Source organism: Salinactinospora qingdaonensis (assembly GCF_039539445.1).
Classification (GTDB): Bacteria; Actinomycetota; Actinomycetes; order Streptosporangiales; family Streptosporangiaceae; genus Salinactinospora; species Salinactinospora qingdaonensis.
Window position 1 is genome coordinate 105,706 of the sequence record NZ_BAABDD010000013.1, and the last position, 23,532, is coordinate 129,237.

Sequence of the window (23,532 nt, forward strand, 5' to 3'; positions counted from 1 at the left end):
CGGTGGAAATTCGCCGGTGGCAAGGTCGTCTCTCCTGGCCGTACTCCTGGAGACGTGCGTAATCCCTCGATCACCGCGAGGCGCCGCGTCGGCAGGCGCGGAAGGCGAAGAAGCGCCGGCGTGGTCTTGTCACCAGCTCCTCGGGGGTGGCACGAGCGGATGGGTGGGGGTCATCGTGTGGCCGCCTGCGGTCAGGTCGGGGGAGAAGCGGGACGGTCCCACGAGCGAGGGGTGGCCGGCCGCCGGCTGCGTCCGCCGGCGCTTGTGCCGCCACGACGCCGCCGAACAGTAAGGGCGCTTGGACAGGAACAGCAGCACCAGCTTGTGGCAGCGAAAACGCGGCTCGCTGCCGCTAGCGTCGAGGAACCCCAGGGCCACCAGCTCGTCGAGGAGGTCCTCGGCCTCCTGGAGGCCGAGGCCGGCCGCTGCGGCGGCTTCCCAGGCCCGAAACGTCCGCGCCCCGAGAGCCGCGACCGCGTGCAGCATGTCCTGCTGGCGGTCGGTGAGGACGTCGTAGCCGCTCTCCAGGCAAGCCCGCATCGAAAGCCCGCCGAACTGTAGCTCGTCCAGCCGGCGCCGCTCGTCGGCGAGCCGGTCGAGGAGCCATTGCAGGCTGCGGTGGCGGGCCGCCGCGAGCCGGGCGCCCACGATCCGCAGCGCCAGCGGCAGCCCCTCGCAGATACCGACGATGCCTTCGGCGGCGTCGGGCTCGTCGGCCACCCGCTGGGCTCCGACACTCTCGGCGAGCAGGTCATGCGCCGCGTCGGGCGCCAGCGCCTCCAGCGTCAGCCGCCGCACTCCGGTGAGTTCGGTCAGCGGCACGCAACTCGTGATGATCACGGCGTTGGCCGAACCGGTGGGCAGCAGCGTCTCCACCTCCTTGGCGCAGGCCACACCGTCGAGGACGACGAGCACCCGCCGCTCCATCGTGGCTTCGCGGAAGGTTTCCGAGAGCCGCCCCGTCCCCTCGGGGATCTCGGCCTCCGGCAGGTGCAGCGCCCGCAGGAACCCGGCCAGCACGCGGTCGGCGCTGCGCACCCGCCCCAGGTCGGCGAACAGCGTCCCGTCGGGGTAGCGCTCGGTGACCTCGTGGGCGGCGGTCACCGCGAGTGCCGTCTTGCCTGCCCCGCCGCGGCCCGTGATGCCCACGACCGGCAGCGCGTCGCAGTCCCGCCGGGTGAGGGCGATCCTGACCGCCTCCAGCTCCGAACGCCGGCCCACCATCGGCCCCATCTTGGCCGGCAGCCCGCAGGGAACGGCGGTGGGGCGCGCGGTGTGCTCGCGGTACGACAGTCGCGGATCGCGGCGGGCGATGCGCTGCCACATCTGCCGTAGCTGCGGGCCGGGAGGCTCGCCCAGCGCGCTCTGCAGGACCTGCTCGCCGTGGCGGTAGACGTCGGCCGCCTCGCGTTGGCGACCCGACCGGTACAGCGCCAGCATCAGTTGCGCGCGCAGCCGCTCGTTGAGCGGGTCCGCCCGGACGCGGCACCCCAGCTCGACGGCGACCGTGTCGTGGCGGCCCAGGTCCAGTTCGACGTCGATGCGTTCCATGATCGCGGTCTGTCGCAGTTCGTCGAGCCTGCGGCGCTCGCCTTCCAGGGTGGTGCTGGGCACGTCGGCGAACGCGGTCGAACCGCGCCACATCTCTTCGGCTCGGTAGAAAAGATAGGCGGCCTGCTGTGGCTCCTCGCGCCCTACGGCCGCCCGCCCCTCCGCGACCCGGCGCTCGAACAGTTGGACGTCGACTTCTTCGGGAGCCACCTGGAGCGCGTAGCCGGTTCCCACGGTCGCGATGACCTCGCCCAGCGGCGCCAGGCACCTACGCAGTCCGCTGATCAGCATCTGGACCTGCTTGTGCGCTGTCTCCACCGGTCGTTCGCCCCAGATCGCGTCAACCAGGGTGTCGACCGCCACCACTCTTCCGGCGTTGACCAGCAGCATCGCCAGCACCACCGCGGAGTTTCCTTTGGGAAGCCCGATTCGCTCGCCCGCATGCTCGCAGCCCAGCGGCCCCAGAACCGTGAACGGCAATTCCTGCTCCCCGGCTCACATGGAAATGTCACATGATCACATACGGTGCTCCAGCGCACACGGCGGGAAGATTACTAGCGATGTGGTTGCAATGTCCATACTCTTGGTGATACGTGACTATTTGCCTTTTATGTCACGATTGACGGTTTTGTGGTTGTATTTATTGTCGGTGACTGCCGTTGCCCACGTTCACCTCTGGAAGGGTGGTGTGGGTGAGGTGGCCGGTGTCGACGGCGAAGGCGGTGTCGCAACTGTCGCGGACGTGGTCTTGGTGGGTGGCGATGACGACGGCACAGCCGGTGTGGCTCAGGTCGCGCAGCACGTCGACGACGAGGGCGGTGTTGTCTTTATCCAGCGCGCCGGTGGGTTCGTCGGCCAGCACCAGCGAAGGTTTTTTGACGATGAGGCGGGCCAGGGCTACGCGCTGTTGTTCGCCGCCGCTGAGGTAGTGGACTTTCTCTTTCTCCCGGCCGGCCAGGCCGACGCGTTCCAGGGCCTCGTGGTGGCCGGCGCGGCGCCCTGCCGGGCGGAGGCGTCCGGCGTCGGTGGCGACGTCGAGGTTGGCGGCGATCGTGGCGTTGTCGATGAGGGCGTAGTTCTGGAACAGGTAGCCCAGGTTGTCGCGGCGGAACCGACGCCGTGCCGAGATGCTCAGTCGGGTGATGTCGTGGCCGTCGACGAGGATGCGGCCGCTGTCGGTGGTCTCCAGTAGACCGAGGCAGTTGAGCAGGGTGGATTTGCCCGTGCCGCTAGGGCCGACCAGCGCCAGCATCTCTTCGGGTCGGATCGTGAGGTTGACCTCCGACCACAGGGTGCGCGGGCCGAAGGATTTGGACAGGTTCTCGATCGAGATCATCGGCGCTTTCCCAGGGGTGTCGTGGCCGGACGGGGATATGGGAGCGGCGGTCATGCTTCGGCGGCGCCCTCGCGGATGATGCGGCGGTGGAAGACGACCAGCACCGCTACCATCAGCGCCAGGCTCACCGCGGCCAGCCCCGGCGCCAGGAAGGGTTCCGCGCCTGTGACCGGCGGCCCCGGCTGCCGGCCGCTGAGGGTGGCCGGCTGGTTGAGCCGGGACACGGTGTCCCACGTCGCCCATCCGACGAAGGCGAAGGCGAGCAGCGCCTCCACGGTCAGCAGCCGGCGGTGGGTGGCGGCGAAGGTCCAGCCGCTGATGTGGCGGGCGAAGATCCCTTGGGCGTTCTTGCGGGTGTGGATGATGCACACGCTGATCCCGGTGATGAACACGACCAGGACGCCCGCCGCCAGGTTGAACACCTCCAGCCGGAAGTCGCCCACCAGATCCCGGTACTCCTCGGCGGCCTGCTGGGCGACCGGCTGCATGCCGTTGACATAAGTCGACAGCGGAGGTTCGGAGATGGCTGCCGAGACGTCGCGCGGATCGTCGAAAACGATCGCCTCCTGCGTGGCGTAGTCGAAGTAGGACATGTCGTGGAGGACGTCGGAGCCGTTCGGGACGGCCACGATTACCGGGTCGTCGACGAAGTCCGCGGCGGTTGCCCCGGGCAACTCCGAGCCGTAGGTGAACATCGACTGCCCCGCTTCGGTGGGAAGCCGCTCGATGTCGACCTGGAGGTCCCGGTTGTCTCGCGTCTGGAAGTCCACCCAGCCGGTGACCCCGGCCATGATGTCCGCCGACCGGCGATGCAGCGTCTCGGGCACAAGGACACGCACCCGATTCTGCCCGCCCCGGGACGCTCCGTAGCGTTCCCCGGAAGGGGACAGGACAGGTTGCTGCTCCAGATAGGTGTCGTTGACGACGAGCACCTCGAACGCGGGCGGCGGCGACCCCTGCGGGACGAACTGCTCTGGCCGCTCCTGGCCGACGAGCACGGTCTGTCCCGCGGCGCCGGCCCGGCGCAGCCACGAACCGATGACCGTGTCCATCCGCTCCTGGTCGCTGACGCTGCCGGTGATGAAGATCTGCGTCGCGTCGCCGGCCTCTTCGTAGGCCGCGCGGCTGTCCTGGTACTCCCGCATCTCCCCCAGGGACACCAGGGTGGCGCCGAGGATGCCCGACACCAGCAGCATCGCGGGGATGCGGGCCGCGTAGGCGCCGGCCGTGGCCAGCCGGGCCGGCACCTTGCCCTTGAGTGCCCCCAGGACGTCGGTGCCGTGGAGCAGGGTCAGCGCAGCCACGTGCGTGGCCAGGCCCACGAGGGTGAATATCGCGAGGAAGAACAGCGCCACCCGCACGAACATCCCGAACTGCGCCAGCCCGTTGTAGAAACCGAGAACACCCACGGTCGCGGCGGCCGTGGCAGTGAGCGCGGCGAGCCAGAACCGCCCTAACCGTCCCAGGTCGCCCAGCAGGATGCGACTGAACGATCTCCCCTGCAACCGCAGCACACCGTAAGCCTTGGCGTTGAGCAGCACACCCGAGCCGACGGCGACGATCCCGCACAGGATGGCGACGTTGAACGCGGCGGGCAGGGGGCCGTCGCCGAAGACCCCGAGCCAGTCGTGCAGGGTGATCGCCGGCTGCACCTCGCCCCGCAGGCCGAGCGCGGACAGTTCGTCGGCCAGATCGTAGACATAGTGCCGTGGCCCGAAGATGTAGTAGAACCCGCGTGGGTCGCGCTGGTCGAGTTCTGTGAAGGGGTGCACCTCGGTGTCGACGGCGCGCCCGAAGGCGGGATAGCCCTCCGCCGGCCAGGACGCGGCAGCGGAGTCGGCGGCGGCGGTGGTCAGGTAGAGGTGCCGGCGCCCGCCGGGGTCGCGCAGGTCGGCGACCTTGCGCCCGACGGTGATCCGGTGGTCGCGTCCGAACGACTCGACCGTGTTCACGACCTGGGAACTATTCGCCGAGCCGTCGGAGTCCCTGACCCACAGGACCGCCGACTGGCCCACGATGCTGTTCTCGTCGAGTCCCCGCATGACCAGGAAAGCCAGCGCCGCCGAGAACACCAGGAAGGCGGCGTGGGTGAATGCGATGCTTCGATGCGGCACGAGTCTTTCCAATACCGAAAAGCGCGGGCGTGCTTCTCGTGTGCTGTGGTCCTTTGACGACGGCGGCCCGGACGGCGCACCCGGTTCGCCGGCGGTAGAGCACCGCCGGCGAACCGGGTCCTCTCACGCTCTCGCTAGGAAACCAAGCGAGCGGGACCGTCTCAGCAGGAGGTGCTGTAGGCGGTCGCCTCGATGAAGGAGGTCTTGGGGGCGGAGGCGTACGACCATTCGCCGGCGCCGGCGGTGTCCCGGTCGGTGTAGTCGCCCACGGCGGTCGAGCTGTGGCAGGTCGACGAGTGGTAGTAGTTCGAGTACACCGTGCCGTACTCCACGCCGTGCTCCCAGACCCCGCCCTCGGGGTACTCGGTGACGGCGAAGGCCGCGCCCCCCGCGACGGCGGCGATGGCGCCACCCATGAGAACCGGGGTGACGACGCGCCGCATCGTGTCCTTCAGCAATGGATTCACCCTCTCTGCGGTATCCGTGCTAGTGCCGCTGTACATCGTCAGCTGGTGCGCTGACCCGCGCATTGTTCGACGCGACGTCACGACAACGGTATGAATCGGCATGAACCACGGCATACCGGATAGGTGGTGCCTGCCATTCCCGCCGCTATGACGAGCGGAAAAAACAGAAAAGCGAATATCAGACGAGAATTTTCATATCTGCGGCATGGTTCGTCACAGCTCCACGCTCTCGGTGGGCAGGAGTCGGCGGATCTCGGTGTCGAGCCCCGTGGCCTCGCTGGCGAGGACGCTGTCGAGCACCATGAGTCCCCACTCGTTGAGCAGCCCGTCGTGGACGGCGAACGCCCGGCGCGGTCTCACCGCGCGCAGGTAGCCGATCAGGTCGGGCACCGTCAACCACGGCGCCTGCCCCGGCACCAGCAGCGTCGGCACATCGAGCACGGTCAGCGCGTCGCCCGGGTGGAAGACCTCCCCGTCGACGAGGAACCCGACGTTGTCGACCGGCTCCATATCCGGGTGGCTGGGGTGGTGCTTCTCTCCCACCGCCCGCACCTCGAAGCCGGCTACGGAGAACGTGTCGCCGGCGCCGACCACCCGCACCCGATCCTCCAGCCCGCTCAGGTGCCGGGCCGTTCCGGGGCAGGTGTAGACGGTCAGCTCGGGGGCGTCGGCCACGGCCGCGTGGAGGCGTTCCGTGTCGACGTGGTCGAAGTGCTCGTGCGTGATCAGCACTGCCTCGGCGCCGGCCATGGCTTCGGGCTCCGGTGTCATCTTCCCCGGGTCGATCACGATGGCCCGGCCGTCCTTGTCCAACCGTACGCAGGCGTGCCCAAACTTGGTGAGTCGCATGAGCCGATCATGGTCGGCGCCGCAGAGCCGCAGAAGCTCTTTTCATTGTGGGCGGAAACCGAAGAAGCCTTTTTCATTGTGGGCGGAAAACCGCACTGGCCACCCACGGGCGCGTTGGCACCTCGCAGAGCCCCTTCCGCACCTCAGCGAGCCTGTCAGCGGCCGATGGGTGGGGGCAGCCGCGGGGATGAGCGCTCACTCTCGAGGAGCGGCCGGGGGCGGCGGGAACGGCCACGGCTGGGTGGGGTGGTGCTCGCCGGCGGCGGCGAAGGCGGCGGCGATGGTGTCGCGGTCGCTGCCGACCGCTAACAGCGCCTGGAGCAGCACCCGTGCCTTGAGGGGGTCGAGGAACCCGGCGCGGGTCAGGCCGCGCCGTAGCAGATCCTGCTCGGAGCCGGCGAAACCGTAGGTGGTCGACAGCACGCTCCCGGCGCCGGTGCGCGAGGCCAGTACCACCGGGACCCGCCGCGCCAACTCCTCCAGCGTGCTCACGATCCGCTTGGGCGCGTGGCCGGCTCCCATCGCGGCGATAACCACCCCCCGCACCCGCTCGGCCAACTCGTCGAGCAGGTGGCCGTCCTCGCCCATGGTCAGCGTCACTAGCGCCACCGGTGGCCACGGCCCTCGCCCGGGGTGCGGCACCACGGTGCGCGGCTGCGGCTCCGCCAGCAGCCGCGGCTCGCCCTCGACCACGTAACCCACCGGGCCGGCGTCGGGGGAGCGGAACGCGGTGGTGCTCGTGGTGTGGGTCTTGCGGACGTAGCGGGCGGCGTGGATCTGCTCTGCCAGCACCACCAGTACACCCCGCTCGCGCGCCTGCGGGGCGGCGGCCACCTGCACGGCGGCCAGCAGGTTGGCCGGGCCGTCGGCACCGGCCTGGCCGGGCAGACGCATGGCGCCGGTGACCACCACCGGTTGGGCAGCGGTGTGCAGCAGGTCGAGCAGGTAGGCGCTCTCCTCGATGGTGTCGGTGCCCTGGCTGACCACGACACCGTCGACTCCATCCGCCAACCGCCGTTCGATCGTCGTGGCCAGGGCGGCCACATCCTCGGCGGCCAGCGCCGCTCCCGGAAGCTGACGGACGTCCTCGACCTCCACCTCGATCCCGGTCTCGGCCAGCCCGGGGACGGCCGCCATGAGTTGGGCCGCGCGCAACGCGGGTACGGCCCCGCCTTCCTCTCCCGCGGCCATCGCGATCGTGCCGCCCATGCCCAGCACCACGACCCGAGGCGTCTTCCGCGTCACCTCAGCCACAGTTCGTTGTCTCCCCTCACCCGGTTACGCGCGGCAGCCTAACGCTACGCGGCACCGGGTTGCCCAGCGCCCGGCTGTGGCCCGCCGGAACCGTCGATGCCCGTCATAGCCGGCCGGCGGCGGCCTCGACACCCGTGGGCGCGCCGCGGGCTCACGTCGCTTCCGTTTCCGCCCGGCCGGGGCTCAGCCGCGGGCGCGAGCACGGATCTCCTGTACCGCCCAGCCGTTGCCGTCGGGGTCGTCGAAGAACACGAACGTTCCCCCGTCGGCGGTGCTGAACTGCTGGATCTCGCTGACCGCCACGCCGTGCTCCACCAGGTGGGCACGCGCCGCCTCGATGTCGGGCACGACCAGTTGCAGTCCCTTCAGCGAGCCCGGCGCCGACTCGATGAGCCCTATGCCCACCACGATCGAGCAGGCCGACCCGGGTGGGGTCAGTTGGACCACGCGCATCGTCTCAGTGGCCCACGTGTCGTGGTCGAGGCGGAAGCCGACCTGGTCCCGGTAGAAGCTCTTCGCCCGCTCCACGTCGGTCACGGGAACCGCCACCACTTCGAGTGTCCAGTTCATGGTGCTTCGTCCTTTCCTCGCACCGGTCGGCGGCGTCGAGCGCGAGGCGGCGCGGCCATCCCTGGGGCCGGCGCGTCACCCCCAGAGCTGAGTGTGACAAATCAGGACAATTGCGACAGGCGCGTGAATTTGTTGGGACAGCGATGTCGAATTGTCGCAAGCGGTTCGCTTTCTCCTCACATCAACGCGCCCACGACCGGGCAGATCGACTCAGACGGAAAAAGATCGGCCGGGCGCGACGGCATCACTATTCAGTCGCACGGGCGGTCTTACGGCTACTCGTTTCGTTGCACAGGACCTGCCTACGTGGGAGTGACCTTGCCGGTGACGCACTCGGCCGCCCCAGACCACATGCCCCCTGTCCTCGGCGATCTACTACCCGAAGTCCTCGACGAACTCCGGGACCGCAGCGGCACCCCGGACGAGCATCCCGACCAGACCGACCCAGCCGACGACACCCCACACCTTGTGCGTTCGGCCCCATGGGGCGACCAGGAGCCCCACTCCCGCCCTAGCGGGGTGTAGGGGCCACCTGCCGGCCTTGGCCAACGTCGCCGCAACGGCCTCAGCTCACCCCCTCGCGCCGGTTGCCCCATAGGGGTGGCGAGAACCACCGCCACGGGCTATACCTGGGGGCGTCATTCCCCCCAATCACCCTGAGGAGGGCGTTATGGACCCTGAGGGCGAGGACCTGGCCGAGTTCGTCGAGGCCGTGGCCGAAGGCGACACCGAAGAGATCGTCGAGGAAGCTCTGGAGATAACCTTCGGGATCGACCTTTGACCACGCCACCACGACGGCCCCGGTCACCATCCACTGGGGCCGTCGCCCCGCTCGCCGCCCGCGACGGTTGAGCGGGACCAGCCCGTCTCACCCCTTCAGCGCCGCCAGGCTGCCGCTAGGGCCGGCTGTGCCGAGACACGCGGTTTACCCCGCGCGGTCTCGCCCGCTGGGGCGGCCCTACCGCGCCCTGCGCCGCCACCGCTGTGGCCCCAGCGCCACGGCCAGGCCCGCGGCCAGAGCTCCCAGCGTGCCGGCAACCAGATCCGTACGCACGTCATGGTGCCTCGCAGGGAACTCCTGGGTCACTAGGTCCATCCACCACTCGTAGAGTTCCCACACCATCGCACCGGTGATCCCCACCATCACCACCCACAGCACCACCGCCCAGCGGCGCACCCGCCCCGAGGAATCTTCCAGCGCCGGCAGACCACCGAGCTCCACCAGCGCAAACAGCCCCACCACGCCTCCGCTGCCCGTCAGCAGCAGATGGATGAGCATGTCAACTCCGGGCACCTGCTGGTACCAACTCTCGACATTGGCCCACGCCGCGACCACCGTGACCGAGGCGAACACCGCGTCGACGGCCACCGGCACCCGACGCTGCCAGATCAGCAGCAGCGCCAGCAGGATCAGTGCGAAACCCAACGCGGCCAGCCACTGCCCCGTCAGCAGTAGCCCGAGGACACTGACCAACGCGGCCCCGCGCGCCGCCAGCCCCAGCCGGGCCCACACTTTGGCCGCCGCCCGCCGCCCCCGCCCGGCGTGCCGCCGCCCCCTCCCACCCCCGACAGGGGAGACGGCCGTGCGCGTGCGCGCTCCCTTCGCCGACGCGCCTGCGCGCAGCCCGTGGCAGGCGGTCGCACCGCCGGGCACAGCGAAACCACCACTGTCTTCCATGCGCCGCCGTCTACCCGCACCGTCGCCGGTTATGTCGTGCTCGCCGCGAACCACCGCGGTATGACCGGCAGCCACCGCTCCCGTACCCGGCGACTCAAGCACCGCTACACATGACACTCAAATTTTTGCTGTGACGCTGGACGTGTCCATTCTAAGGCGCTGGGTTTCAGGTGGCAGAGGAGACCGGTGGAGGATTCGATATTTCCGGCGACAGTCGATGAGAATCTGGCGCTGGCAATAAGAATATTGCTGGCGTTGGTGATTATTCTTACGATGTCCGCGCTCTGTGGTCGGCTGGCATTAGTGGTGAGGCAGCCTCGAGTGCTCGGTGAGATGATTTCCGGAATTCTTCTCGGTCCTACGCTGCTAGGGCTGATGTGGCCGGGCAGCCAGAATATCCTCTTCCCGCAGGAGGTCAAATCCGTCCTGTATGTACTGAGTACTGTCGGTCTCACATTTTATATGTTTCTCGTTGGCGTCGGAGTCGATCATGGAAATGGTGATCCTCGGGGAAAACGTGCCACGCTGCTGGCTGTTTCGGGGATGCTTCCCTCGTTGCTTTTGGGGGCGATCGTCGGGTTTGTTAGTTATCGGGAGCTCTCAGGGTCCGACGTGACCAGAGTGGAATTCGCTTTATTTCTTGGAGGTGCGCTTTCCCTCACTGCTTTTCCTATGCTGGCTCGTATTCTCTACGAGAGAAGGCTGCAGAATTCCTCGTTGGGTCGGCTCGCTTTGGTGGCGGCCTCCATCGACGATGCCGCTGCCTGGTGCTTGCTGGCCGTCCTTCTTTCGCTGCACAGCGGGGCAGGGGTATGGCAGTCTCTATGGACGATCGCGTCCGCGGGCGGCTTCGTCGTGTTCATGCTGTTCGGAGTTTCGCGGCTGCTCCACCCCCTGGGGGCGCGCGTGGCAAGGCGGGGAGCCCTGGGCTACGACGGGATGTACACCGTGGTCATCGTCGTTCTGGCGTCAGGGTTATTCACCGACTACATAGGCATCTACTCGGTTTTCGGTGGGTTCATCGCCGGGCTGGCGATGCCACGTGACAGGGTGTTCCGTGAAGCCCTGCACAGCAAGATGATGGACGTGGTTTCCGTCCTGCTGCTTCCGATCTTTTTCGCTTTCTCCGGCCTCAACACGAACCTCCTCGGTGTCGTCACCCCCACCTTGGTTCTGCCTTTCGTAGCCGTTCTGCTAGCCGGCTTCATCGGCAAGTTCTTCGGGTGCGCGCTGCCGATGCGAGGGTTCGGGTTCTCGTGGCGGGAGTCCTACGCCGTAGGCGGCCTCATGAACGCCCGTGGGTTGATGATCCTGATATTCGTCAACATCGGCCTATCTCAGGGGCTGATCACACAAGGCCTCTTCTCAGTTCTCGTTCTCGTTGCAGTCGTGACCACGGCTGTCGCCATGCCGATCTATCGGTACGCGCTTCCCGAGTGGCTGGAAAGCGGCATCAGCCACCGTCCTGAATCTCCAGTTCTTGATCAGGTGGCATAGGCAATGATCCGCAGGATACGGCTTGTACACGGTTCTCCGGCTCCCCTTTTGGTTCGCCGCATGCTACTTTCGTTCCATCGTCTTGTGGTGGCGTTGTGGGCGGCCTTAGAGTGATGATATGCCGATCATTCTAGGTGATCGACGTTTCTCCTTTTGTCTCATGCATGAGCCAATGGGTTTCGAATTGTTTTTCGATTCTATGCTCAATCTGTAGGGGGAGCATATATGGAGATAAGTGTATTGGGGTCGCTGGCCTGTAATATCCATGGCGAATCGGTGGTTCCCGTGGCCCAGAAGCCACGGAAGGTGCTCGCTCTTCTGGCGGTTCGAGCGAATTGCGTTGTTCGGATTTCTGAGCTCGTCCAAGAGCTTTGGGATGAGCAGCCGCCGCGTAGTGTAAAAGTCACCCTGCAGAGCTACATCGCCAAAATCAGGCGAGGACTGGCTGGTCCCGGTGCCAGCAGAGGTAAGAACCCCTTGGTCACCCGGCACGGCGGCTATCTACTGGAGATCCCTGACGACTGGATCGACCTGCGCAGGTTTGAAACACTGCTGCCGCAGGGGCGCCAGGCTCGTAGGGAGGGCGACGACGAGCGCGCCTCCCGGCTGCTGCGTTCTGCCCTGTCCCTTTGGCGGGGCCCCGTCCTGCTGGACATCGACGCCGGTCACCTTCTCCAGTCTCACATCACCCGTATCTCCGACGCCAGGCTCGAAGCTGTGGAGCAGCTCATGGAGACCGAGCTGCGCTTGGGGCGCCACCTCGACATCGTCGGTGAACTCAGTGAGATCGTTGCCGCCAATCCCTATCACGAGAACCTGCACGCCCTGCTGATGGTCGCCCTGTATCGCTCTTCCCGGTGCTGGCAGGCACTCCAGATCTTCGACCGGCTGCGCACCACCCTCGCCCAGGAACTTGGGATCGATCCCTCGCCCAAGCTGCAACGCTTGCACTCTGCCCTGCTCAACGGCGATCCGACGCTGGAAGATCCGGCGCCTCGGCAGGGACTGCTGCTCGACAGTTTCGCCGCCTGAGCAGCCCTCTCCACCACGCTCCGTACCGCTGAAAACCGCCTCGATATGGGAGGAACACTGCACATGGCACTCTCGCTTGAAGCTCCCCCCGAAACCGTCGACGTCGTCGTGATCGGCGCTGGCCCCGGCGGCGCAACGACCGCCGCTCGGCTCGCTCAATCCGGCCACTCGGTGCTGCTCCTGGAACGCCGCACTCATCCCCGTTTCCACATCGGCGAGTCCCTTCTCCCCCCATGCAACGCGATCTTCGAGAAACTGGGTGTGCTGGAACGCATCAAGGAGCAGGGATACGTCGTCAAGTACGGCGCCGAGTTCAGCGGCGGCAAGCGTGGTGACAAGCACGGGCGAATCCCTTTCAGCGAACAGGGAGAGGGACGTCACCCGACCACGTTCCAGACCGAACGTGCCCACTTCGACCGCATTCTCTCCGAGTTCGCCCAAGAGTGCGGTGCCCACTTCATCCAGGAGGCAGTGGTCCAAGAGCTACTGCACGAGAACGGCCGCGTGGTAGGGGTGCGCTACGACCATGGTGGAGGCTCCCATACGGTCCGCTCCCGGTTCGTTATCGACGCCGGAGGCCGGGCTAGCAAGGTCGCGCAGACGTTCGGCCTGCGCAGATACCCCGAGAGCCTGCGTATGGTGGCACTCTACCGCCATTTCACGGACATGGATGAGCGTTACAACCCCGGTGTTGAGGGCGACATCCAGATTGGTGGACACAAGGACGGTTGGGTCTGGGCCATCCCCATCTGGTCGGACACGATCAGCGTCGGCGCTGTCATGCCCCGCGACGTGTTGCGGAACAGCGGGCGCGACCGCGAAGCGGTGTTCAACGACCACGTCTCACGTATCGGGCGAATCGAGCAGCGCATCACCGGTACCCGCCCTCACACCCCGCTCCATGTCGAGGCCGACTATTGCTACTACTCCGACACCATGGCCGGCCCCGGCTGGTTCATGGTCGGTGACGCGGCCTGCTTCTTCGACCCGATTTTCTCCGGCGGGGTGTTCCTCGCCATGACCACCGCCATACGAGCTGCCGATACCACCCACGCCATCCTGGCCGAGCCCGAACGTGAGGAACAGCTCCAGCTCGACTACACCAACTTCTATAAGACGGGCTATGACATCTACGCCCGGCTGATTCACGCCTACTACGAGTACGACTACAACCTCAGACCCTTCCTGCAGTCCGTCGGCATGGACCTCGCCGGAGACGGGCTCGCCACCAACAAATGGCTTGTACGGCTGGTCAGCGGTGACTTCTGGAGTGACAAGAACGCACTCAACCTTGAGCTACGCAAGGAAAGCCGCTGGGACACCTTCGCCCCCTTCGAGCCTGTCTGGGGATGTCCGTTCTACGAACATCTGAACCAGGCCGAGGAACCGATGGTTCTCTCCTGACGCCGACTGTGCGCACTGCTCCTGGAGATCGAAAAGAGGTGCCATGCGAGCGCTGAAGATAGCGATCATCGGTGGTGGGCCCGCCGGTCTGTTCCTGGCTCGCCTGATCAGACTGCACGATCCAACCACAGAAGTTGTCCTTTACGAGCGCAACCCCGCCGACTCCACCTTCGGTTTCGGCGTCGTCTTCTCCGACCGTACTATGGACGCCTTCCGCGAGGCCGATCCGCAGAGTCACGCGCGTATCGTCGGCGCCAGTATCCAGTGGAGCGACATGGAGTTGCGCCACAACGGAACCCGACTGCGCTACCCTGGGTACGGCTTCACTGCCGTCGCCCGCAAGACACTGCTGCAGATACTCCAGGAGCAGGCGATACAGGTCGGCGCCGACCTGCGCTTTAATACTGAAGCTCCCGCCGATGTCGGCCCTGCCGACATCGTGGCCATCGCCGACGGTGCCAACTCGCGCAACCGTGACCGGTTAGGGCCTGACGAGCAGGAGCGTGACGACACCGCCGCCGCAAGGTTCATCTGGTTCGGTACCCCCGCCCACTTCGACGCAGTCACATTCCCCTTCGTCGACACCGAGTTCGGCCCGTTCGCAGCCCACGCTTACCCCCACGAACAGGGAATGAGCACGTTTATCGTGGAGACCGATGTCACCACCTGGCATGCCGCAGGTATGGCCGAGTCCACCGCCCGTGCCCTGCGCCCCGGCGACAGTGACACCTATTCGCAGAGTCTCCTCGCCGAGATATTCCGCGAGCCTCTGGGGTACGCACCCCTGCTCGCCAACAACAGCAAGTGGTCTGCCTTCCGTGTCGTGCGGCGCGGCGTGTGGTCGCGCCACAACATGGTGCTTCTCGGCGACGCCGCTCACACCGCCCACTTTTCCGTGGGGTCGGGCACAAAGATGGCGATGGAGGACGCCATCACCCTGGCCCGGGCTCTGCGTCAGCATCAGAGCCCCTCCCAGGCTTTCGCTAGCTATGAGCGGCAGCGACGTCCTGAGACAGCGCGCACCCAACGCATCGCAGAACCCAGCATGCGCTGGTGGGAGACCTTCCGGTATCGCATGCACATGCCCGCTGCCCAGTTCGGCATGCACTTCCTCACCCGCGCTGGAGCCATCAACTACGCTGGTCTGCGCCGTCGTCACCCCGAGCAGGTTGAAGCGGCCGAGTCACAGTTCATCGAGGACGCGGCTTCTGACCGCCAAACAACCGGTGGCGACGCCCAAGCCTCCAGTGCCTCCACCGCCTGTAACGCCATGGCCCAGCCCGGCGACATTGGCGAGATCGCGCTAGTCAACCGTATAGCCACCTACGTTGCCAGCCGTGGTGCAGCGCAGCGGCGCGCCGCGCTTGCCTACGCCGAAGCGGGAAGCGCGCTCCTGGCTCTCGACTGGACCGGCTCAGCCGCCCCAAGCGGTATTCCGGAGACCGATGCCGGGAGCGAGGCCGAACTATGGTGCGAGACCGTACGCAGGCTCACCGACTTGGGAGCGGCCGTGATGGCCGTCGTGGCTTTGGACGACGACAAGGTGCGGGATCTGGCCGCCCGAACCGGTATCCGCCTCCTCGAATGCGCCCTGCCTCTCGCGGACGAGATCGACAAGTCCGCCGTGCGCGCCTGGGTGGCCGAGTCGGCACGTGATTTCACCGTCGTCGTCGGTATGCATGCCTACGCCGCAGCCCCCTGGTCGGCAGCCAACGGCCAGGACAACACTTTCGTCCAGGAACTCTCCCGCCTAGGCGCGTCGGCCTTTCACCTACGTGCCCGGGTGCCGCTCACTGACATCGACGGCTGGCACCAACTCCTCGACCGCGCCGACAGGCTACGCTCCCAGATCCGGCTGCCCGTAGTGCTGGACGGCCCCGACGGATGGGCGTTGGCTCGCCCTGCCGGCCCGGGCGAGGACGACTGGCCCACCCGGATGCACATCGCCATTCTCACCGGCAGGGTCGACGCCGTCGCTGCTTGGCCGCTGCCGCGCCGCGATCGTCCCCATCTCGACCATGACCCGTCTAGAAGGCGGGAGGAGTTTCGGATCGCCTCCCTTCTCCACTGACGATTCGCCGCGCCCAAGGACGGGAGCACCGATCATGGAGAAACTCCGAAGACGCGCCGCTCCCCGAGCACAGCTACCTACATATGTCCGCGGTCATCGAGGTCGCGCTGCCCCCGATCAGAACTTCTTTTTCATGGAAGTCAATAGCCGGGTCAAAGTCGATCATCCTGTGGCGGATCATTGAGTGGGATATCTGCTCCATGAGTGGCCGCGGCCCGCAACCGGTAATCCGTCGCCGTTGCTTCGGCATGATTCTCTGCTGGCCGAATTTATGGGACGAGCATCCGGTTGCAAACGGAGTTCAGGGTGAATGGAGTGGGAGATTCGTGGGCTACGAGTCCCGAGGAACGGTTAAGTTCGGCCGTTTCTCTCCTAGGAAAAGTTGTGGAATGCCTAGTGTTTGACCAGTTGAAATACAGCGCATCTTTTGTAGTGAAAATCATTGCCGCTCGATGTTCAAACTCCGTACAAGCGCCAAGCAAGCACTAGATCTGAGTATTGAGGGAAAGGGCTTTTCAGGAAAAGGAAGGGTGGTCATCAGTGGTCGATTACACTGGCGGTGAGGCCGGTCGTCCGGGGAGGCCGGAGCCGATTGCCATAATCGGAATGTCTTGTCGTTTTCCGGGGAACGTCAACTCCGCGGACGATTTCTGGAGTTTTCTGCGTGCCGGTGAGGACGCTATCAGCGAGGTCCCCACGGGTCGGTGGGACCCCTATGCCGAGGCCGCACCCGAGAACGAAGCGGCGCTGCGCAGTACCACGCGCTTCGGAGGGTTCCTCTCCGACATCCAGGGATTTGACGCCGACTTCTTCGGCATCTCCCCGCGCGAGGCCGGGCTGATGGATCCGCAGCAGCGCATGGTGCTTGAGGTCTCCTGGCAAGCCCTCGAACACGCCGGTGTCCCACCGCATCAGCTCAGCGGCTCCGACACGGGCGTCTTCATCGGTGTCGGCTCCGACGACTACGGTCGGCGACTCCTCGAAGACCTCCCCCGCATCGAGGCATGGACCGGCATCGGTGGTGCGATGTGCGCCGTCGCCAACCGCGTCTCCTACACCCTCGACCTTAGGGGCGCCTCCATGGCCGTGGACACGGCCTGCTCCTCCTCTTTGGTCGCACTCCATCTGGCTTGTCAGAGCCTGCGCGCCGGAGAGAGCCCGCTGGCACTCGCGGGTGGGGTGATGGTCATGGCCGGTCCCGGGCTGACCATGGTTCTTGACGCTGCCGGGGCCACCTCCGCCGACGGACGGTCGAAATCCTTCGACGCCGCCGCTGACGGCTACGGGCGCGGCGAAGGCGCCGGAGTCGTCGCTCTCAAGCGACTCAGTGACGCCCAAGCCGATGGCGATCGGGTACTTGCCGTTCTGCGCGGCAGCGCCGTCCATCAGGATGGCAAGACCAACGGCATCATGGCTCCCAGCAGCCAGGCCCAAGAGCACCTGCTGCGCCAGACCTACCGTAATGCCGGCGTGGCACCCGAATCGGTCGACTACATCGAGGCCCACGGCACCGGTACCCGAGCTGGCGATCCGATCGAGGCCACCGCGATGGCGGCCGTCTTCGGCGCCAGCCGTCCCGCTGAGCAGCCATGCCTCATCGGCTCTGTCAAGCCCAGCATCGGCCATCTCGAAGCCGGAGCCGGCATTGCCGGCGTGATCAAGACAGTACTCGCCCTCCAGCACGGTGAGATCCCGCCCACCGCCAACTTCGAGACCCCCAACCCCAGCATCCCCTGGGAGAGCGCCGGGCTGAAGGTGGTCGCACAGCCAACGCCGTGGCAGCCTGCCGGTCAGCCGCGACTGGCTGGCGTCTCCGGCTACGGCTATGGCGGCACGATCGCTCACGTCATTCTGGAGGAAGCGCCGCCGGATCCCTTGGAGACCACCACCGCGGTGGAGGTCGACCGTGGGGCTTCGGCCGCCGCCTACCCGCTCTCCGGTGCCACGCAGTCGGCGTTACGTGAGTACGCGGCACGACTGGCCGACTACGTGGAAGAGGAGAATCCCGCCCTGCCCTCTGTCGGACACACCCTGGCCGTGCGGCGCAGTCCTCTCACCCACCGCGCCACAGCAGTGGCTGCCGATCATACCGAGTTGGCCGAGCGGTTGCGTGCCCTGGCAGCCGGCGCCCCCACGGCAGGTGTGGCCACCGGAACCGTGCTGGCCCCGCCGACCAGTGGCACTGTATGGGTCTTCTCGGGTCACGGATCGCAGTGGATCGGTATGGGGCGTGAACTGCTGGCCGAGGAGCCGGTGTTCGCCGCTGTCCTCGATGACATCGGCCCGATTTTCGAAGCGGAGCTTGGCTTCACCCCGCGGCATGCTCTCAGTGAAGGCGACTTCCACACCGTCGACCAGATCCAGCCGATGATCTTCGCGACACAAGTGGCTCTCGCCGCCGTCTGGCGTGACCGCGGGCTCTACCCCGCGGCTGTGATCGGGCACTCGGTCGGTGAGATCGCCGCTGCCGTCACTGCGGGCGTGCTCTCCGTTCATGACGGGGCGCACCTGGTGTGCCGACGCTCGCGCCTGCTGCGTCATGCTTCGGGCAAGGGCGCCATGGCCATGGTTAGCCTGCCGTTCGACCAAGTGCGCTCCCGGCTGTGCCATGAGCGTGGGGCCCAAGACGTGGTCGCCGCGATCGCCGCCTCACCGTCCTCCACGGTGATCGCCGGAGACCATTCGGCGGTCGAGGACGTGGCCAAGGAGTGGGAGGACGGCGGCATGGCTGTACGTCGGGTGGATTCCGACGTAGCCTTTCACAGCCGCCACATGGATCCGCTGCTCGACGAACTCGTCAACGCCGTAGCCGGTATGGTTGTGGGGGCACCCGAGGTGCCCCTCTACACCACCGCTCTCGACGACCCCCGCGCCACTGTTGCCCGCGACGGCAGCTACTGGGCGCAAAACCTGCGCAACCCTGTCCGCTTTGCCGAGGCGGTCACCGCAGCGGTCGAGGACGGCTACCGGCTGTTCCTCGAAATCTCAGCCCACCCAGTCGTCGCCCACTCGATCAACGAGACACTGGCCGAACTTGAGGTGGACGACGCCTGTGTCGCTCACACCCTGCGCCGTAACCGGCCCGAGTGGGAAAGCCTACTCACCAACCTGGGACTGCTGTACGCCCACGGCGCCTCGGTCGACTGGACACGCCTGTGGCCCGCGGCGCCCCTCGCCGAGTTGCCCCACAACGCCTGGCAGCATTCCCCCTACTGGGCGGAGTCCGGCCCGCGTCACAACATCGGTGGCCAGCGCCACGACGTTGACAGCCACACCCTGCTGGGCGGGCGTACCAAGGTCAACGCCAGCCCTCCGATAACCTTGTGGCACACTTATCTCGACGAATCGTGCCGTCCCTACCCGGGAGACCACCCGGTGCGGGGAGTGGAGATCATCCCGGCGGCGGTTCTGCTCAACACCTTTTTCGCCGCTGCCTCCGCCGACACCCAGCGTCCCGACCTAACCGATGTGTCGCTGAAGGTCCCGGTATCGGTGAGTGCCCCTCGCCAGCTACAGGTGGTGACCCAGGAGCGCACGATCCGGCTTTCCTCTCGGCTGTTGGACGGCGACGTCGAGGAGCCCCTGGAGCGCGAGCAGGCGTGGCTCACCCACACCACCGCCTCGGTGGACGCACCTGCGCCCGCTCCCCCACATGCCCTCGCCATAGCCGAGCTGAGACAGTACTGCAGCGAGCGCTTAGCCGAGGATTTCGTCACCGACCGGCTCGCCGGCATCGGCGTCGCCGCCATGGGATTCCCCTGGCAGATCGAGGAACTCGCGCAAGGTGACGAGCAGTTGCTGGCCACCGTCAAGGCCGGCGATGCCAGCGACGAAAAACCCATGAGCTGGGCCGCCATCATGGACGCGGCGCTGTCTATCGCCTCTGTAGTTTTTCCCGGCCCGCCCACGCTGCGGATGCCTGCCCACATTGACCGTGTCTCACTGCGCAGCGACTCTTCTCCCATCCGCGCCTTCATCCACGTCCGAGTCGCCGAGGGGGGTGCGGCTGCCGACACCGTCAATGTCGACATCGCGGCCGAGGACGGGCGCGTGGTGGCACGCATGATGGGATTGCGCTACGGCGTCCTGGACGGCGACCCTGGCGCCGCGACGAGCCCGCGCCGCATCGTGCACGAGATGGCCTGGCGCCCGTTGGCCACCGCGCCCGATGCCGATTCCGTGGAGTTGCGCGACGTGGTCATCGTGGGCGATGACCACGAAGCGGTGCGTATGCTCAGCGACCGCTATCGCGCTATGGGGGTGCCCTGCGCAGCCGTGACCGACCCGGAGGAGCTTACGGCTCTACGCGACCGTATCGGTGCGGCGAGTGCGGTGCTCGTCGCACCGGCCTCACTCCGGGCAGGCGAGTCGGGGCCCGAAGCCTCGATTCGTTCCGCCTGGCTCCTGGCACGGACCGCCCAATGGCTCCTCGGCGTCACTGGCGCGGCTGCCGATGAACAGCCCAAGCTGTGGTGTCTTACCCAAGGGGTGCGCCAGTGCCATGACGAAGCGGCGCTAGGACACGCGTCCCTCTGGGGGATCGGCCGGGTGATCGGCGGGGAGCATCCCGAACTGTGGGGAGGCGTCCTCGACCTCGCCGAGTCCCCCGACAAACTCGCAGTCCAACTCCTCGACGTGCTGCGTGCCGCTCCCGGAGAGGACGTCGTCGCGCTGGACGAGGAAGGCGCCCACGTGGGGCGCCTCGCCCAGGTGGCGAGCGAGCCCACCCGCCCACCCCAGCGGTTCCGGCCGGAGGGGACCTACCTCATCACCGGCGGTCTGGGCATGCTGGGGCTTGAGGTCGCCCACTGGCTCGCTGGGCGCGGAGCGCACCGGCTGGTGCTGGCCGGACGTGCCGCATTGCCGCCGCGCGCGCAGTGGGACTCGGTATGCGATTCCGAGACACGCCGCCGCATCGAGGGGGTCAGGTCACTCGAAGCGCTCGGCGTGACCGTGCGTACTGTGGCGCTTGACATTACCGACCGCGAGCAAGCACAGCGGCTGCTCAGCCCCGCCGAGCTGGGGCTGCCCCCCATTCGGGGGATCGTGCACGCGGCTGGCGTCTTAGACAACCGCATGCTGCGCGACTTGGACAAGGAGTCGATGCGTACTGTCGTCGCCCCCAAGGCGGCGGGTGCTTGGGTCCTCCACGAACTCTTCCCTCCGAACAGTGTCGACTTCTTCATCCTGTTCTCTTCCTGCGGCCTGTTGCTGGGACTGCCCGGACAATCCAGCTACGCCTCAGGCAACGCCTTTCTCGACGCCCTAGCGGCTCATCGTAGGGCCAACGGCGGCGACGACACCGTCAGCTTTGGCTGGACGTCGTGGCGCGGCTTGGGCATGTCCACATCCTCGGCCGTGATCGACACCGAGTTGGCCGCGCGCGGTACGGCCGACATATCGGCTACGGAGGCGTTCCAAAGCTGGGAGTACGCCGAGCGTCACAGTTCGGGCTACTTTGCCTTCCTACGGACCATCCCGCTGGAACCCGCCATGACCCGGCCGTCGCTACTGAGTGAACTCGCAGCTGAAGAGGACACGGACATCCCCGCCGCGGCCGGCGATGCGCAGTGGGAGGGCATGTCCCGCGAGGAGCTGTACGAGGCTGTTGGAGCAGAGGTCGACGCCGTGGTGGCCGGCGAGATCAAACTTCCCGCCGCCGACCTCGACTCGCGTCGACCGCTGACCGAACTGGGACTGGACTCGGTGATGTCGGTAGTGATCCGTCGCAATCTCGAACGCCGATTCGGGGTGCGCTTGGCGGCGACGCTGCTGTGGGATCGGCCCAACACCGCTGCGATCTCCTTGCTCCTCACCGATCTGGTGTGGGACCGCCTGCACCCCGGAGGCGCCGAATCCGCATCTGACAGCGATGAGGAGTACGCCCCCGCCGCCGACGGGGTGCTCGTCGGCTGAATTCGGTCCGTGGTTCGGCGCCGATCCCCTGGCCCAGGCCGCGTCGGACCGCGCTCCCGCCCCTACTGCGACAAGCATGTGGAGACGCTGATGAACCGACCCGGAACCGTACCTTGGCCCGATGAAGTGGCAAGGGACTACTGTGCGAAAGGCTACTGGCGTAACCGGCCCCTAGGCGCCTATCTGTGGGAGTGGGCGGACCGTTTCAGGTCCCGTACCGCCGTCGTCGACGGCGATCACCGGCTGAGCTACCGTGAGCTCGCCGAACGCTCCGACGCTCTCGCTGAGGGGCTGGCGCGCAGCGGTGTGCGCAAAGGCGACACCATCCTGGTACAGCTGCCCAACTGCTGGGAATTCGTGGTGGTCCTGCTGGCCTGCGCACGACTGGGAGCGGCGCCTGTGCTCGCTCTCATGCCCCACCGCGAGCACGAATTGAGCTATCTCGCCGAGCTGGCTGAGGTCGCCGCGATCGTCGTCCGCGACGAATGGCGTGGCTACGAGCATCAGCAGCTGGCCGCCACCGTGGCGGCCGACACCCCTTCGGCCGCCACGGTGATGGTTGTCGGGGACCACGTCTACCCGGAACACGTCGATCTACGTTCGCTCATGCGCCAGGCGGACGAGGTGGCTGCACGCAAGCACCGTCTCGACGCGGCGCCCCCCGACCCCAGGGACGTGTTGCTGTTCCTGCTCTCTGGCGGAACTACGGGGCTACCCAAAGTGATCGCCAGGACTCACAACGACTACGAGTACAACGCTCGGCGCAGTGGCGAGGTCTGTGAGTTCCACGCCGACACCGTATACCTCGCCGCGCTGCCCATCGCCCACAACTTCGCCCTCGGCAGCCCAGGGGCACTCGCCACCCTCATGAACGGCGGCATGGTGGTGCTGCTACCGTCCCCCGAGCCCCGGGCGGCCTTCGCCGAGATCGAGCGCGAGCAGGTCAATGTCACCTCGGTCGTGCCCGCCGTGGCACAGCGCTGGCTGGATGCTCTGCCCTCCGCGAGTGACGATCTCGCCAGCCTCCAGGTCATTCAGATCGGCGGTTCCGTGCTGCCCGACGGGATGGTGCGCTCCCTGATTACGGGCTTTGACTGCCAGGTCCAGCAGGTCTTCGGCATGGCCGAGGGGCTTCTCAACTACACTCGGCTACACGACCCCTACGATGTGGTCACCGAAACGCAGGGGCGACCCATCTGTGCTGACGACGAACTGCTCGTCGTCGACGAGCAGGACAGTCCCCTACTACCCGGAACGCCGGGCGAATTGCTCACCCGAGGCCCCTACACCCCGAGGGGCTACTTCGCCGCCCCCCAGCACAACGCTCGCGCGTTCACCGCCGACGGCTGGTATCGCACCGGTGACATCGTCCGAATCACTCCGGAAGGCAATCTCTCAGTCACCGGCCGCGTTAAGGATCAGATCAACCGGGGTGGGGAGAAGATCGCCGCCGTCGAGCTGGAGGACTTGGCGCGTGACCTCCTGCCTCAAGTGCTCGATGCGGCAGCCGTGGCCCAGACCCACGCGGAGTTGGGGGAGGCGGTGTGTATGTGTGTGGTGTTGCGCCCGGGAAGTGAGTTGAGCCTTGCGGAGCTTCAGGAGGCGTTTGAACGCAAAGGGGTAGCTCGATTTAAATTTCCCGAACGATTAGCGATATTTTCAGCTTTCCCGCAGACGGCTATCGGCAAAATCGACAAAAAGCAACTTCGACTGAGTGTCGATCATCTACTTGATGAGTCCTTTGCTGCAGATTCACCGCAGACATCGCGCCAAGCACACTAGGGAAGAGATCG

General features: G+C 66.6%; 15 protein-coding genes. 7 read left to right on the forward strand and 8 right to left on the reverse strand.

All coding sequences use genetic code 11. From position 1 onward, the window contains the following. Positions 1-129: 129 nt before the first annotated feature. From ABD848_RS15045 to ABD848_RS15075, 7 genes are all read right to left on the reverse strand, one after another. Positions 130-2,031: an AfsR/SARP family transcriptional regulator gene (locus ABD848_RS15045; protein ID WP_344972262.1), complete on the reverse strand. Its 1,902-nt coding sequence runs from the start codon at positions 2,029-2,031 to the stop codon at positions 130-132. 160 nt (positions 2,032-2,191) lie between these two features. Continuing rightward, complete coding sequence (locus tag ABD848_RS15050; RefSeq protein WP_344972264.1) at positions 2,192-2,887, reverse strand: ABC transporter ATP-binding protein; 696 nt, start codon at positions 2,885-2,887, stop codon at positions 2,192-2,194. Between the two features lie 50 nt (positions 2,888-2,937). Further along, complete coding sequence (locus ABD848_RS15055; protein ID WP_344972267.1) at positions 2,938-5,001, reverse strand: bacteriocin-associated integral membrane family protein; 2,064 nt, start codon at positions 4,999-5,001, stop codon at positions 2,938-2,940. Positions 5,002-5,162: 161 nt separating this feature from the next. Continuing rightward, entirely contained in the window at positions 5,163-5,459 is a 297-nt protein-coding gene (locus ABD848_RS15060; RefSeq protein ID WP_344972270.1) for a lactococcin 972 family bacteriocin, read from the reverse strand. A gap of 222 nt (positions 5,460-5,681) precedes the next feature. Next, the gene (locus tag ABD848_RS15065; protein WP_344972273.1) at positions 5,682-6,317 is read right to left on the reverse strand and encodes an MBL fold metallo-hydrolase; all 636 of its coding nucleotides are present in this window, start codon (positions 6,315-6,317) and stop codon (positions 5,682-5,684) included. 195 nt (positions 6,318-6,512) lie between these two features. Beyond that, complete coding sequence (locus ABD848_RS15070) at positions 6,513-7,571, reverse strand: asparaginase (RefSeq protein WP_344972277.1); 1,059 nt, start codon at positions 7,569-7,571, stop codon at positions 6,513-6,515. A 183-nt stretch (positions 7,572-7,754) separates the two neighbouring features. Then, positions 7,755-8,141: a VOC family protein gene (locus ABD848_RS15075; protein ID WP_344972280.1), complete on the reverse strand. Its 387-nt coding sequence runs from the start codon at positions 8,139-8,141 to the stop codon at positions 7,755-7,757. 318 nt (positions 8,142-8,459) lie between these two features. Between ABD848_RS15075 and ABD848_RS15080 the strand changes: the two genes are divergently transcribed. Further along, entirely contained in the window at positions 8,460-8,666 is a 207-nt protein-coding gene (locus ABD848_RS15080; protein ID WP_344972282.1) for a hypothetical protein, read from the forward strand. Positions 8,667-9,099: 433 nt separating this feature from the next. Here ABD848_RS15080 and ABD848_RS15085 read toward each other — a convergent pair whose 3' ends face one another. Further along, the gene (locus ABD848_RS15085; protein ID WP_344972284.1) at positions 9,100-9,819 is read right to left on the reverse strand and encodes a hypothetical protein; all 720 of its coding nucleotides are present in this window, start codon (positions 9,817-9,819) and stop codon (positions 9,100-9,102) included. Positions 9,820-10,005: 186 nt separating this feature from the next. On the opposite strand from ABD848_RS15085, the gene ABD848_RS15090 reads away from it, so the two are divergent. The 6 genes from ABD848_RS15090 to ABD848_RS15115 all read left to right on the forward strand — a co-directional run bounded on the left by ABD848_RS15090 (position 10,006) and on the right by ABD848_RS15115 (position 23,521). Further along, a complete protein-coding gene (locus ABD848_RS15090; protein ID WP_344972286.1) occupies positions 10,006-11,316 on the forward strand; it encodes a cation:proton antiporter domain-containing protein in 1,311 nt (436 codons plus the stop codon). A gap of 225 nt (positions 11,317-11,541) precedes the next feature. After that, a complete protein-coding gene (locus ABD848_RS15095; RefSeq protein ID WP_344972288.1) occupies positions 11,542-12,348 on the forward strand; it encodes an AfsR/SARP family transcriptional regulator in 807 nt (268 codons plus the stop codon). A 63-nt stretch (positions 12,349-12,411) separates the two neighbouring features. After that, positions 12,412-13,752 (forward strand): NAD(P)/FAD-dependent oxidoreductase, encoded by a 1,341-nt coding sequence (locus tag ABD848_RS15100; RefSeq protein WP_344972290.1) that lies wholly within the window; start codon positions 12,412-12,414, stop codon positions 13,750-13,752. A 43-nt stretch (positions 13,753-13,795) separates the two neighbouring features. After that, on the forward strand, positions 13,796-15,823 hold the full coding sequence (locus ABD848_RS15105) for an FAD-dependent monooxygenase (protein WP_344972292.1): 2,028 nt from the start codon (positions 13,796-13,798) through the stop codon (positions 15,821-15,823). Between the two features lie 540 nt (positions 15,824-16,363). Then, on the forward strand, positions 16,364-21,739 hold the full coding sequence (locus ABD848_RS15110) for a type I polyketide synthase (RefSeq protein WP_344972294.1): 5,376 nt from the start codon (positions 16,364-16,366) through the stop codon (positions 21,737-21,739). A 90-nt stretch (positions 21,740-21,829) separates the two neighbouring features. Continuing rightward, on the forward strand, positions 21,830-23,521 hold the full coding sequence (locus tag ABD848_RS15115) for a (2,3-dihydroxybenzoyl)adenylate synthase (protein WP_344972296.1): 1,692 nt from the start codon (positions 21,830-21,832) through the stop codon (positions 23,519-23,521). The last annotated feature ends 11 nt before the right edge of the window (positions 23,522-23,532 follow it).

What these genes read in the sequence shown, in the direction of transcription:
- ABD848_RS15085 (WP_344972284.1), bottom strand. Translation starts at nt 9,819, where the DNA reads ATGGAAGACAGTGGTGGTTTCGCTGTGCCCGGCGGTGCGACCGCCTGC.
- ABD848_RS15095 (WP_344972288.1), top strand. Translation starts at nt 11,542, where the DNA reads ATGGAGATAAGTGTATTGGGGTCGCTGGCCTGTAATATCCATGGCGAA.
- ABD848_RS15115 (WP_344972296.1), top strand. Translation starts at nt 21,830, where the DNA reads ATGAACCGACCCGGAACCGTACCTTGGCCCGATGAAGTGGCAAGGGAC.
- ABD848_RS15050 (WP_344972264.1), bottom strand. Translation starts at nt 2,887, where the DNA reads ATGATCTCGATCGAGAACCTGTCCAAATCCTTCGGCCCGCGCACCCTG.
- ABD848_RS15075 (WP_344972280.1), bottom strand. Translation starts at nt 8,141, where the DNA reads ATGAACTGGACACTCGAAGTGGTGGCGGTTCCCGTGACCGACGTGGAG.
- ABD848_RS15065 (WP_344972273.1), bottom strand. Translation starts at nt 6,317, where the DNA reads ATGCGACTCACCAAGTTTGGGCACGCCTGCGTACGGTTGGACAAGGAC.
- ABD848_RS15100 (WP_344972290.1), top strand. Translation starts at nt 12,412, where the DNA reads ATGGCACTCTCGCTTGAAGCTCCCCCCGAAACCGTCGACGTCGTCGTG.
- ABD848_RS15105 (WP_344972292.1), top strand. Translation starts at nt 13,796, where the DNA reads ATGCGAGCGCTGAAGATAGCGATCATCGGTGGTGGGCCCGCCGGTCTG.